The sequence below is a fragment of the Falsiroseomonas algicola genome, from assembly GCF_011040385.1.
Lineage (GTDB): Bacteria > Pseudomonadota > Alphaproteobacteria > Acetobacterales > Acetobacteraceae > Falsiroseomonas > Falsiroseomonas algicola.
Map to the genome: position 1 here is coordinate 23,422 of NZ_JAAIKB010000002.1, position 12,440 is coordinate 35,861.

9 protein-coding genes are annotated in these 12,440 nt (G+C 71.8%); 6 read left to right on the forward strand and 3 right to left on the reverse strand.

Features of this window, described 5'->3' with window-relative positions:
- Nucleotides 1–50: 50 nt before the first annotated feature.
- The 3 genes from G3576_RS05465 to G3576_RS05475 all read left to right on the forward strand — a co-directional run bounded on the left by G3576_RS05465 (nucleotide 51) and on the right by G3576_RS05475 (nucleotide 2,452).
- Nucleotides 51–683 (forward strand): flavin reductase family protein, encoded by a 633-nt coding sequence (locus tag G3576_RS05465; RefSeq protein WP_164693352.1) that lies wholly within the window; start codon nucleotides 51–53, stop codon nucleotides 681–683.
- Between the two features lie 2 nt (nucleotides 684–685).
- Complete coding sequence (locus G3576_RS05470) at nucleotides 686–1,384, forward strand: SDR family oxidoreductase (protein ID WP_207622675.1); 699 nt, start codon at nucleotides 686–688, stop codon at nucleotides 1,382–1,384.
- 99 nt (nucleotides 1,385–1,483) lie between these two features.
- The gene (locus G3576_RS05475; protein WP_164693353.1) at nucleotides 1,484–2,452 is read left to right on the forward strand and encodes a Bug family tripartite tricarboxylate transporter substrate binding protein; all 969 of its coding nucleotides are present in this window, start codon (nucleotides 1,484–1,486) and stop codon (nucleotides 2,450–2,452) included.
- Here G3576_RS05475 and G3576_RS05480 read toward each other — a convergent pair whose 3' ends face one another.
- On the reverse strand, nucleotides 2,453–4,171 hold the full coding sequence (locus G3576_RS05480) for an AMP-dependent synthetase/ligase (protein WP_164693354.1): 1,719 nt from the start codon (nucleotides 4,169–4,171) through the stop codon (nucleotides 2,453–2,455). It abuts the gene before it with no gap.
- Between the two features lie 89 nt (nucleotides 4,172–4,260).
- A complete protein-coding gene (locus tag G3576_RS05485) occupies nucleotides 4,261–6,327 on the reverse strand; it encodes a methyl-accepting chemotaxis protein (protein WP_164693355.1) in 2,067 nt (688 codons plus the stop codon).
- A 131-nt stretch (nucleotides 6,328–6,458) separates the two neighbouring features.
- Here G3576_RS05485 and G3576_RS05490 point away from each other — a divergent pair, with 131 nt between their 5' ends.
- From G3576_RS05490 to G3576_RS05500, 3 genes are all read left to right on the forward strand, one after another.
- Nucleotides 6,459–8,285, forward strand: a complete 1,827-nt coding sequence (locus G3576_RS05490) for a M3 family oligoendopeptidase (protein ID WP_164693356.1) — start codon at nucleotides 6,459–6,461, stop codon at nucleotides 8,283–8,285.
- A 5-nt stretch (nucleotides 8,286–8,290) separates the two neighbouring features.
- Complete coding sequence (locus tag G3576_RS05495) at nucleotides 8,291–9,655, forward strand: ABC1 kinase family protein (RefSeq protein WP_164693357.1); 1,365 nt, start codon at nucleotides 8,291–8,293, stop codon at nucleotides 9,653–9,655.
- 118 nt (nucleotides 9,656–9,773) lie between these two features.
- The gene (locus G3576_RS05500; RefSeq protein WP_164693358.1) at nucleotides 9,774–11,465 is read left to right on the forward strand and encodes a methyl-accepting chemotaxis protein; all 1,692 of its coding nucleotides are present in this window, start codon (nucleotides 9,774–9,776) and stop codon (nucleotides 11,463–11,465) included.
- Nucleotides 11,466–11,666: 201 nt separating this feature from the next.
- Here G3576_RS05500 and G3576_RS05505 read toward each other — a convergent pair whose 3' ends face one another.
- Nucleotides 11,667–12,437 carry a DUF3891 family protein gene (locus tag G3576_RS05505; RefSeq protein ID WP_164693359.1) on the reverse strand — a complete coding sequence of 257 codons (771 nt, stop codon included), beginning with the start codon at nucleotides 12,435–12,437 and terminating at the stop codon, nucleotides 11,667–11,669.
- Nucleotides 12,438–12,440 lie beyond the last annotated feature (3 nt).

Here is a 12,440-nt window from a genome sequence, read left to right on the forward strand (position 1 = left end):
GACAGGCAGCCAAGCCTCCATCGACCAGCGCCCGGGATGCGACGACCAGGATGTTCTACGAACCGAGAAGCGGCCACGGCCTGCCGCATGATCCCATCAAGGCCATCATCGCGCCGCGCCCCATCGGCTGGATCTCCACGCTCGATGCCGAGGGGCGTCCCAACCTCGCCCCCTACAGCTTCTTCAACATGGTGCAGACGCGCACGCCCCTTTGCATGTTCTCCAGCGACGGGATGAAGCACACGGCGGCGAACGCCATCGCCACCGGCGAATTCGTCTTCAACCTTGTCTCCCGCCCGCTCTTCGATGCGATGAACGCGACCTCCGCCGCGCTCGGCGCCGGCGTCGATGAGTTCGAGGCCGCGGGGCTGGAGAAGGGCGCCTGCCACAAGGTGGCCGTGCCCCGCGTCGCGGCGTCCCCCGCCAGCCTGGAATGCAAGGTCGTGCACTCGATGGAGTTGCACACCGTCGATGGCACCAGCACTGGCGGCTGGCTGATCGTGGGCCAGGTCGTCGGCGTCCACATCAATGAGGAGTTCCTGACCGACGGGCTGTTCGACACGGTGAAGGCCCAGGCCGTCGCCCGCTGCGGCTACCGCGACTACAGCCAGGTGACGGAGATGTTCAGCGCGCTCCGCCCCACCGACAACGGCGCCTATCGCCCCGGCGGTGGGGACCACTGACGATGTCGAAGGTCGCCGTCGTCACCGCCGCCGGCCGCGGCATCGGCGCCGCCGTCGCGCAGCGCCTGTCGAGCGATGGCTGGCGCGTCGCCGTCATGTCGCCCTCCGGCAACGCGGAGAAACTCGCCGCCACGCTGCCGGACGCGCTCGGCGTGACCGGATCGGTGACGGAGGTCGCCGACATCGAGCGCCTCGTGGCCGCGACACTGGAGAAATACGGCCGCATCGACGCGCTGGTGAACAATGCCGGCCATCCGCCCAAGGCGCCGCTCTTCGACCTGACGGATGCGCAGTGGCATGCCGGCTTCGACATGGTGATGCTCTCCGCCATCCGCGCGCTGCGCTGCGTGCTGCCGGCCTTCGAGGCGCAGGGCAGCGGCGCCGTCGTCAACCTCTCCTCCTACGCCGCGCTGGAGCCCGAGGGCGATTTCCCGGCGACGACGCTGCGCGCCGCCCTCGGCGCCTGGACCAAGCTCGCCGCCGATACGCTGGCGCCCAAGGGCATCCGCGTGAACGCCGTGCTGCCCGGCTTCGTTGACAGCCTGCCGGAGAAGGAGGCGCGCCGCGCCCGCATCCCGCTGGGCCGCTACGCCCATGCGCCGGAGATCGCGGCCGCGGTCGCCTACCTGCTTTCCGACGACGCCTCCTACGTCACCGGCCAGTCGCTGCGCGTCGATGGCGGGCTGACGCGGCATGTGTGACCCCGGGCGCGTTCCGGGATACGGAACGCGCCGGCAGGCCTGGTAGCGCCGCGCCGCTTCCGTCCTAACCTCCCCCGAAACGGGAGGATCAGGACGACCATGGCCCTGTCACGACGCCATCTGCTGGCTGCCGGCACCGGTCTCGCCATGCCGGCCCTCGCGCAACCCGCCTGGCCGCGCGGTCCCATCCGCCTGGTCGCCCCCTATGCGCCGGGTGGCACCGTCGACGCCGTCTGCCGCCTGGTGCAGCCCGGGCTGCAGGCCGATCTCGGCGTGCCGGTGGTGGTGGAGAACCGGCCCGGCGCGGGCGGCACCATGGGCACCGCCGCCGTCGCCCGTTCCGCGCCGGATGGCCAGACCTTCGTCCTGGTCTTCGACAGCCACGTCACCAACCCCGCGCTGATGCCGAATCGCGGCTTCGATTCCGCGCGCGACCTCGCCCCCATCACGCTGATCGGCACCACGCCGATGCTGGTCGTCACCCCCGCGCCCCGCCGCTGGCGCAGCCTGGAGGAGGTCTTCGACGCTGCCCGGCGATCGGAGCCGGAGGCCATCTCCTGCGCCTCCAACGGCAACGGCACGCTGACCCATCTCGTGCTGGCGCAGATGCAGAAGGCACTCGGTCTCACCTTCCTGCACGTGCCCTACAATGGCGGTGGGCCGCTCGCCACGGCCGCGGCGGCCAACCAGACGGACCTTGCCCTCGGTGCCGCCGCGCTGTCCGGCCACGTCGCCTCGGGGCTGGTCCGCGCGCTCGCCCAGACCGGCGCCGAGCGGTCCGGGAAGTACCCGGACCTCGTGACCCTGGCGGAGTGCGGCGTGCCCGGGATCAACGCGGTCTCCTTCACCGGGGTCCTGGCCCCCATCGCCACGCCGGAGCCCATCCTGCGGCAGTTCCGCGATGCGCTGATCAAGGTGGTCGAGCAGCCCACCATCGGCCAGCGGCTGCGCGAGGGTCTCGGCTTCGACCTGCTGATGTCGGAACCCGCCGCCTTCGGCCAGTTCATCGAGGCCCAGACCGCGACCTGGGAACGCGTGGTGCGGGAGACGCGCGTCAGGATCGACTGATCACCGCTGGAACAGCCCCTCCGTCACCGCTGCATGCTGTTCCAGCACCACGCGGCGCTTCACCTTCATGGTCGGCGTCAGCTGCCCGTTCTCCACCGTGAAGGGGGGCACCACCGCGGTGTGGCGGATGCGCTCGATGCTCGACAGCTTCTTGTTCACCCGCTCCACCGCCGCGCCTACCTTCTCCTCCATCCCCTCGGCCGGTACCAGCAGCGCGACGATGCCGGGCTTGCCCTCGCCGGCCACCACCGCCTGCGCGACCTCGGGCTCCGCCATGAGCAGGCTCTCGATCTTGGCCGGGCTCACCATGTCCCCGCCCAGCGTCTTGATGAAATCCCGCTTGCGGTCGGTAATGCGGATGTAGCCGCCCGCGCCGATCTCCCCCACATCGCCGGTGTGCAGCCAGCCATCGCGCAGCGCCTTGGCGGTGGATTCCGGATCGCCCCAATAGCCATCCATCACCAGGTCGCCGCGCACGCAGAGCTCCCCATCCTCCGCGATCCGCGCCTCCACCCCCGGCAGGGGCGGGCCCACGGTCTGGCGGCGATTGGCCCAGGGCGGGTTCACGCTGATCACCGGCCCGGCTTCCGTCTGGCCATAGCCCTGGATCACCGGCAGCCCCAGCGCCAGGAAGAAGCCGGAGAGGTCCGGGTCCAGCCTTGCGCCGCCCGAGACCATCGCCTGCAGCTTGCCGCCGAAGCGGTCCCGCACCTTGGCCCGCACCAGCCGTTCCAGCACCAAATCCTGCACGCGTTCCAGCAGGCCGAGCGGCGGCCCGTCCATCTTCCGCAGGCCGAGAGCCAGGGCCTGGCGGAACAGCACCGCCTTGAAGCCGCCTTCCTTCTCCACCCCCGCCTCGATCCGGCCGCGCAGCACCTCGAACAGCCGGGGCACGGCGGTGATGATGCTGGGCTGGATCTCCTTGAACTCGCCGGCCAGCCGGTCGGCGCCGCGGGAATACACCACCTCCACGCCCAGCGAGGGCAGCAGGAAGCCGCCCACCGTATGCTCGTAGCTGTGCGACAGCGGCAGGAAGGAGAGGTAGGGCGTGCCCTCCAGCTGCAGCTGCTTCGCCAGGCTCGCCACGCCCTCCCGGTTCGCCAGCAGCGCGCGGTGGGGCAGCATCACCCCCTTGGGCAGCCCGCCGGTGCCGCTGGTATAGACGATGCAGGCCAGCCTTCCCGGCGGGATCAGCTCCGCCTCCGCCAGCAGGCCCGCGGGGTCGGATGGCGTCGCCTCCGCCCGCGCCCAGGCATGGCTGGCCACCGCCGCGCCGGGCGCCTCGGCTTCCATGCAGACCAGCAAATCCAGCTGCCGCCCCGCCATGGCGGAGGCCGCCGCCACCGCCGCCGCCAGCTTGCGGGTGGAGACGATGGCCGCGCTCGCCCCGCTGTCACGCAGGATATGCGCGTGGTCGGCGACGGTATTGGTGGTGTAGGTCGGCACGGTGACGCCGCCGATCGCCATGATGGCGGTATCGGCGATGGGGAATTCGGGCCGGTTCTCGCTGACCAGCAGCACGCGATCGCCCGGCGCCACGCCTTCCGCCCGCAGGAAGGCGGCGACCGAGGCGGTGCGGGCGGCGAATTCGCCCCAGCTCACCTGCCGCCAGGCCTTGCCCTGCCAGGCCCGCAGCATCGGCCTGCCATGCCAGCCCCGCGACAGGTCCAGCATCATCTGCGGCAGGCTGGTCCAGCCCCTGGCCTCGGCGCTACTCATGGCCTGAAGACGCTCCCCGGTTTGCGCCCCCGGGTATCACGGAATGGCGGCGGGGTCGCGCCCCGATTCCGCTCTCCGCAACGGGTCCGTCAGGCCGCGCGCAGCGCCGCCATGAAGCGCCCGACCTCCGCCCGCAGCGTCTCCGCCTGGCGGGACAGGTCGGCGGAGGCAGTGCGCACCTCCGCCGCCGCATGCCCCGTCCGGTCCGCATCGGCATTCACCCCGCTGGCATGGCCGGAGACGTCGGCCGTGCCCCGCGCTGCTTCCGCCACCGCGCGGGTGATCTCCTGCGTCGCCTGCGCCTGTTCGCCCGCCGTCGCCGCCACCTGGGCGGTGGCTTCGCCCACCACCGCGATGATGCGGGCGATCTCCGCGATGGCGGAGACGGTGCGCCCCGTCTCCGCCTGCATGGCGGCGATCTGGCTGCCGATCTCCTCCGTCGCCTTGGCGGTCTGGGCGGCGAGGGCCTTCACCTCCCCGGCCACCACGGCGAAGCCCTTGCCGGCCTCGCCGGCCCGCGCCGCCTCGATCGTGGCATTCAGCGCCAGCAGGTTCGTCTGCCCCGCGATGTCGCTGATCAGCCGCACCACGTCGCCGATCCGCTCCGCCTCCTCCGCCAGCCCGCGCACGGTCTGGCCGGCCTGTTCCGCCGCCCCCGTGGCGGCCTCCGCCTGCTCCGACCCGTGGCGGATCTGGCGCGTCACCTCCCCGAAGGAGGCCGCGAGTTCCTCCGTCGCGGCTGCCACCGTCTGCACGCCGCCATTGGCGAGATCCGCCGCGGCCGCCACGGCGGCGGCGTGCTGGCTGCCATCGCTGGCGATGCCCGCCATGCTCTCCGCCGTCGCATCCAGCTCGGTGGCGGCGGAGGCGACGCCCGCCAGCATGGTCCCGGCCTTCTCCTCGAACTCCCGCAGCATCGCGTCCACGCGCTCCGCCCGCGCCAGGCGCTGCGCCTGTTCGGCGGCGCGCGCCTCGGTCTCCGCCAGCCGCTCCAGGCTCGCCGCCCGCAGCGTCTCCACCGCGGCCGCCATCTCGCCCAGCTCGTCGGTCCGGCCGCGGCCCGGCACCGCGACCGCCAAATCGCCGCCGGCGATGCGCCCCACCGTCCCGGTCAGGTCGCGGATCGGCCCGACCAGCCGGCGCAGCAGCAGCGCCGCGCCGCCGATGGCGGCCGCCAGGGACAGCAGCGCCAGCCCCGCCGCCAGCCACAGCGTGCGCGCCGCCTCCGCCGCCGCCCCCTCCGCCCCCTGCAGGGCGGCGGTCAGGGCCGCGTCCCGCAGGTCGAGGATCGAGGCCTGGGCGCCGCGCGACCAGTCGCGATAGGCCTGCACCGTGATGCCGAAATCGGTCTCCGGCGCGGACAGCCGACGCTGCGCCGTGGCCAGGTAGCGGCGCCACTCCCCTTCGTCCCGCCCGGCATAGCTCTGCCGCTGCCGGGCCAGCGCATCCCGCAGCAGCGGGTTGGCGGGTGCGGATTCGATCAGCCGCTGCGCCGCCATCCAGGCCTGCTCCGCCCGCCCCGTCGCCGCCTGGGCGCCCAGGAAGGCATCCAGCTGCACCGGCGTGCCGGACAGCCAGGCCAGGATCTGCGCGTTGCGCCGGCCGACCACGTCCCGCAGATCCATCACGGCGGAGGAGACCTCCACCAGCAGCGCCAGGTCCGGCGCGCTCAGCGCCACGTTCTGCGCGCCCTTCGCGGCGACGGCCAGCAGGCCTTCCACCGCGCGGTTGCGCGCCGCCACCGCCGTTGCTGCCAGGCCGGCATCGCGACGGTCTAGCGGCTGGTCCAGCGCCTGGTTCACCCGGCCGCGCACCGCCTCCACCTCCGTCGCCAGCTGCGCGATGGCGGCACCATCCAGCCCGGCGGCCGTGGCGCTGGCCGCGGCCGCCTGCATCAGGCGGCGCGTCGCCGCCGCATCGCCGTTCAGCTGCCCGCGATCCGGCGAGGCCTGCCGCAGCACGGTGCCGAAGGCGCCGACCTCCACCGCGATGGCGCTGACCGCGCGCTGCGCATCGGCCGTCGCCTGCAGCTGCGCCGTGGCCTGCGCGATGCGCCGCTGGTCCCGGATCGCCTCTCCCGCCACCCACAGGCTGGCAAGCCCGCCGGGGATGGCGACCAGGCAGAAGCCGACGATGAACAGCATCCGGATGCGCAAGGACCGACACTCCTGACAATCCGGGCCGTTATGCCGGACATGTTTTGCCGGACCGTTGACGGCCGCAGCGCGCCGCACCCGGCCAAAAGGATCGGGCCCGCCCCCGTTGGCCTTGGGCGAGGGCGGGCTATATGCAGGAGGTGACCCAGAACATCACCGCCGCCCCCGATTCCGTCTCCCACGCACCGGCCACCGCGCAGGCGCTGCCGGCCTGGGACCTGTCCGACCTCTATGCCGCGCCGGATGACCCGCGCCTGGCCGCCGACCTCGACAGGGCCGAAGCGGAATCCCGCGCCTTCGAGGCCAGCCATGCCGGCCGCCTCGCCAGCCTCTCCGGCGATGCCCTGGCCGCCGCCATCACCACCTATGAGGCGATCGAGGAGGTGCTGGGCCGGGCCATGTCCTACGCCCAGCTCGTCTTCTCCGGCGATGCGCAATCGGCGGAGAATGGCCGCTTCTACCAGACCATCCAGGAACGGGTGACGACGATCAGCAGCCACCTGCTGTTCCTGACGCTCGAACTCAACCGGCTGGAGGATGCGGCGCTGGAGCAGAAGCTGCTCTCCTCCCCGGCGCTGGCGCGCTGGCGCCCCTGGCTGCGCGACCTCCGCGTCTTCCGCGCCCATCAGCTGTCGGATGAGCTGGAGAAGCTGCTGCACGAGAAGGAGGTCACGGGCCGCTCCGCCTGGAACCGCCTCTTCGATGAGACGGTCGCCTCCATGCGCGTCGATGTGGGGGGCGAGGAACTCACCGTCTCCGCCGCGCTCAACAAGCTCTCGGACGGCGACCGCGCCGTGCGCGCCGCGGCCGCCAAGGGCGTCTCGGCGGCCTTCGGGGAGCGTGTGCGCCTGTTCAGCCTGATCACCAACGTCCTCGCCAAGGACAAGGAGATCATCGATGGCTGGCGCCGCTACCCCCGCGCCACCTCCTCGCGCAACCGCGCCAACATGGTGGAGGACGAGGTGGTGGACGCCCTCGTCGCCGCCGTGCGGGAGAGCTTCCCCCGCCTGTCCCACCGCTACTACGCGATGAAGGCGAAGTGGCTCGGCCTGCCGAAGCTGATGCACTGGGACCGCAACGCGCCGCTGCCGGACGATGCCGACACCACGATCCCCTGGCCGGAGGCCGTGGCGCGCGTCCGCGCCGCCTACGGCGCCTTCAGCCCGGAGCTGGAGCGGATCGCCGCCCCCTTCTTCGAGAAGCCCTGGATCGACGCGGCGCTGCGCCCCGGCAAGGCGAGCGGCGCCTTCGCGCACCCGACCGTGCCCTCCGCGCACCCCTACCTGCTGCTGAACTACCACGGCAAGGCGCGGGACGTGATGACGCTGGCCCATGAGCTCGGCCACGGCGTCCACCAGGTGCTGGCCGCGCAGCAGGGCTACCTGATGTCCTCCACGCCGCTGACACTGGCGGAAACCGCCTCCGTCTTCGGGGAGATGCTGACCTTCCGCGCCGTCCTCGATGCGGAGACGGATCCCCGCAAGCGCCGGGCGCTGCTGGCCGGCAAGGTCGAGGACATGCTGAACACGGTGGTCCGCCAGATCGCCTTCTATCGCTTCGAGACGCTGCTGCACGAGGAACGCCGCAAGGGCGAGGTCGCGCATGAGCGGATCGGCGAGATCTGGATGCAGGTGCAGACCGAAAGCCTCGGCCCCGCCTTCGACTTCACGCCGGACTACGGCGTCTACTGGGCCTACATCCCGCACTTCGTGCACACGCCCTTCTACGTCTATGCCTATGCCTTCGGGGATTGCCTGGTGAACGCCCTCTACGGCGTCTTCCGCGAAGGGCATCCGCGGTTCCAGGAGAAGTACCTGGAGATGCTGAAGGCGGGGGGCACCAAGCGCCACAAGGAACTCCTCGCGCCCTTCGGCCTCGATGCCTCGAACCCCGCCTTCTGGCGCAAGGGGCTCGACGTCATCAGCGGCTTCATCGACGAACTCGAACAGGCGGGCTGACCAGCATGGCCGAGGACCGCAAGCAGTCCACCCTGTTCGGGGAGGTGCGCCGCATGGTCCGCACCTCCGGCGCCGTCGGCGGCATCGCCGCCCGCGTGGCCGGCGAACGCTTCCTCGGCATCAAGACCGACAAGGCCGCGCATGCGGAGGATCTGAAGCAGATCCTGGGCGGGCTGAAGGGCCCGCTGATGAAGGTGGCGCAGTTCCTCTCGACGGTGCCGGAGGCGCTGCCGGAGGAATACGCCCAGGAACTGGCGACGCTGCAATCCAACGCACCCGCCATGGGCTGGGCCTTCGTGCGCCGGCGCATGCAGGGGGAGCTGGGCCCCGCCTGGCAGTCCCGCTTCACGAAGTTCGGCCAGGAAGCCGCGGCCGCCGCCAGCCTCGGCCAGGTGCACCGCGCGACCCTGCCCGATGGGCGCGACGTCGCCTGCAAGCTGCAATACCCGGACATGCCGAGCGTGGTGGAAGCCGACCTCCGCCAGCTCAAGCTGGCGATGAGCGTCTATCGCCGCATGGACAACACCCTCGACAACGAGGAGGCCTACAACGAACTCGCGGCAAGGCTGCGGGAGGAGTTGGACTACGAGCGCGAGGCGTCCCACATGCGCCTCTACGGCGCCATGCTGGCCGGCACGCCCGGCGTCGCGGTGCCGGAGGCGATCCCGGAACTCACCACCAAGCGCCTGCTGACCATGACCTGGCTGCAGGGCCGCCCGATCCTGCGGCGGCTGGAGGAAGACCCTGGCGAGGAGGAGCGCAACGCCTATGCCCGCGCGCTCTTCCGCGCCTGGTACGTGCCCTTCTACCGCTACGGCGTCATCCATGGCGACCCGCATCTCGGCAACTACCAGGTGCGGGAGGATGCCGAGACCGGGCATGGCGTGAACCTGCTCGATTTCGGCGTCATCCGCATCTTCCCCGCCAGCTTCGTCACCGGCGTGGTGATGCTGTACGAGGCGGTGCGCGACCACGACATCGAGAAGGCGGCCCATGCCTATGGCGTCTGGGGCTTCCGGAACCTGTCGAAGGAAACGATGGAGGTGCTGAACCTCTGGGCGCTCTTCCTCTACGAACCCCTCGTCGAGGATCGTGTCCGCTCCATCACGCCCTCCGACGACCCCAGCTATGGCCGGAAGGTCGCGCAGACCGTGCATGAGGGGCTAAAGCGGACGGGCGGCGTGAAGATCCCGCGCGAATTCCCGCTGATGGACCGCGCCGCCATCGGCCTCGGCAGCGTCTTCTTCCGGCTGCGCGCCCAGGCCAACTGGCACCGCCTTTTCATGGAACTGGTCGAGGATTTCTCGGAGCAGGCCGTGGCGGAACGGCAGGCGGCGGCGGTGGCGGCGGCGGGCGTTCCGCGGGACTGAGACGTCGGGAAGTCTCGCGAAGTCTCGCCTATTGCATACGAATATCGGGGCGCGGCGGCGCCGTTAAGGGTAACCCAATACTTGCCGCCCATCCTGGCTCGGAGCCAGGAGTGCCTCAATGTCCTTTTTCAGCCTTCGTACCATCGGCGCCCGCTTCGCCATTCTTGCCTCGATCCTCGGCCTCGTCGCCCTCGGCGGCGCGCTTGTTTCCTTCGAGACCGACCGCCGCCAGGCCGAGACGATGGAGGCACTGCGCGAGCAGGCCGGCGCGCGGCCGATGATCGAACGGATGCGCGGCGCAATCTATGCCGTCGTCATGGAAAGCCGCGGCCTCTACCTCGCCGCCGACCGCGCCCAGGCGGAGCGCTTCGCCAACGGTCTGCGGGCCCATCTGCGCGATACGGAATCGGAATGGCAGGCGCTCCGTCGCGTCCTGCCGGCGGAACTCCAGGGCCTGGCCGATGGCGTGGAGCCCGCGGTCCGCGCCTTCATCACCATGCGCACGGACCTCGCCCGCATCGGCGTGGAGGAGGGGCGGGAAGCCGCCAACCGCCTCGGCAACAACGACCAGAACCGCAATGCGCGGGAAGCCTTCAACCGTGGCCTCGACCAGCTCAACGAGGCGCTGACCGCGGTGCTGGACCGCGAGACCGCGGCGACGGTCGAGGCCGGCCATCGCACCGCGGCGCTGCTGCTTGCCACCAGCGCCATCGCCGTCGTGCTCGTCCTGGCGCTGATCCTCTGGCGTGTGCGCGAAACCGTGGCGAAGCCGCTCGGCCGGCTGACGGCGGCCATCGACACCATGGCGGAAGGCCGGCTCGACCAGGTGGTATTGCCGCCCGTGGGCAAGGATGAGGTCGGCCGCATCGCCGCCGCCGCCACCGTGCTGCATGCGAAACTGCTGGAGGGCAAGCGCCTGGAGGCCGAGGCCGCAACGCTGCGCGAGCAGGCGGAGCGCGACCGCATCGAGACGACGCGCCGCGCCGCCGATTCCATCGAAAGCGCGGTCGGCGGCATCGTGGAAGCGCTGGGCCGTTCCGCCACCGACCTCGCCGGCGCCACCGACGTGCTGCGCGGCACGGCCGAGAGCGCCGCGACCCAGGTCCGGGAAGTCGCCGCCGGCGCGCAGGAAGCCAGCGGCAACGTCCAGACCGTGGCCGCGGCGGCGGAGGAACTCTCCATGTCGGTCAACGAGATCACGCAGCGCGTGGACGATGCCGCCGCCGTCGCCCGCCGCGCGGTGGAGGAGATGCGCCGCGCCGACATCGCCGTCGGCGGCCTGACCGAAAGCGCGGCCCGGATCGGCGACGTCGTGCGCCTGATCTCCGGCATCGCCGGCCAGACCAACCTCCTCGCCCTCAATGCCACCATCGAGGCGGCGCGCGCCGGTGAGGCTGGCAAGGGCTTCGCCGTGGTGGCGAGCGAGGTGAAGACGCTGGCCAGCCAGACCGCCAAGGCGACCGAGGAGATCGCGAGCCAGATCGAGGCCATCCGCAGCGCCTCCACCGGCGCGGTGGACGCCATCCGCGGCATCGGCACGGTGGTGGGGGAGGTCGATGCCATCGCTCAGTCCATCGCCGCCGCCGTCACCCAGCAGGGCGCCGCGACGCAGGAGATCGCGCGCAGCGCGACGGTCGGCGCCGGCGGCACCACCCGCGTCTCCGACGCCGTGGTGCATCTCAGCCGGGGCGTGGAGGCGACCTCCGGCGCGGTGAAGGAGCTTCAGGTCATCAGCACGGAGGTCGCCCGCCAGGGCCACGAACTCCGCGGCGGCATCGGCCAGGCGCTGGGTGCCTTGCGCGCGGCTTGATCAACGGCCCTTCCGCGTTCCGCTTCAGGGCCCCCTCAGACGCGTCGTGCCGCAGGCACGCCTCGGCGTGACGCGGAAACCTCCGGTTTCCTTGGCGTCACGGCAGCGCCGTGACCGTGCCGCAGGCACGCCTCCGGCGTGGCGCACCTGCCGCGGCGCCCATTCGGGCGCTCGGACCGGTCAGCTGACCGGTCCGCCTGATTAACCGGGCACGAGCCGCGCCGTCACTTCCTCCACTGGCGCGGCGGCCAGGCTGGCGCGCATCGCGGCTTCCGTCATCCAGACCTGGCCGCGGCCGAAGCGCCGTCCGCGCCAGGAAAGCCGGACCTCCGGCACGATGAAGGGCCAGGGGGCGATGGCCAGCACGCCGTCGCCCTCGGTCAGCGTCAGGGGCACCCGCGACCCATCGGCCATCGGCGCCTGGCCGACGCCCCCCATGGTGGCGATGCCGCCACACACGGCCAGGCTCAGCGCATCCGTCACCGCGACCAGGGCGGAGGCCGTCGCGACCTGTTCCTCCGTCGCGCCGATCTGCGCCATCAGCGCCGCCTGGATTGCCGCTTGGCTCTCCCGGTAGTGGCGCGCGGCGGGGCCGTCCTCCGGATGGTCCTGGTGGCGGTCGTCGTAGTGCGAATAGATCAGGCTGCCATGGCGGCTGACCAGCAGCCCGACCCAGGGCCCCCAGCTCGCGGTCGCGCGCGCCACGCCCTCCGCCCACATCGGCGCATGGAATCGGGCGCCGATGGCGCGGAAGACATGCGGGCGCTTGGTGGCGGGGTCGAGCGTCGGCGCCGCCTCCCACCCCATCCAGCCGACATCGTGGTGGGCGCAGGCCGTTGCCACATCCTCGAACGGATCCGGCCGGGCGAAGCCGGGCGCCCCCCAGGCGCGCAGCATCTGGCCGGAAACAAGGGCATGCATGGGCTGGCTCACCGCCAGCCAGCTGCCATCCGCCGCCTCCCGGAACAGCATCCG

Coding starts and splice junctions, on each gene's coding strand:
- G3576_RS05465 (WP_164693352.1), top strand. CDS start 51: ATGTTCTACGAACCGAGAAGCGGCCACGGCCTGCCGCATGATCCCATC.
- G3576_RS05470 (WP_207622675.1), top strand. CDS start 686: ATGTCGAAGGTCGCCGTCGTCACCGCCGCCGGCCGCGGCATCGGCGCC.
- G3576_RS05475 (WP_164693353.1), top strand. CDS start 1,484: ATGGCCCTGTCACGACGCCATCTGCTGGCTGCCGGCACCGGTCTCGCC.
- G3576_RS05480 (WP_164693354.1), bottom strand. CDS start 4,171: ATGAGTAGCGCCGAGGCCAGGGGCTGGACCAGCCTGCCGCAGATGATG.
- G3576_RS05490 (WP_164693356.1), top strand. CDS start 6,459: ATGCAGGAGGTGACCCAGAACATCACCGCCGCCCCCGATTCCGTCTCC.
- G3576_RS05495 (WP_164693357.1), top strand. CDS start 8,291: ATGGCCGAGGACCGCAAGCAGTCCACCCTGTTCGGGGAGGTGCGCCGC.
- G3576_RS05500 (WP_164693358.1), top strand. CDS start 9,774: ATGTCCTTTTTCAGCCTTCGTACCATCGGCGCCCGCTTCGCCATTCTT.
- G3576_RS05505 (WP_164693359.1), bottom strand. CDS start 12,437: ATGCTGTTCCGGGAGGCGGCGGATGGCAGCTGGCTGGCGGTGAGCCAG.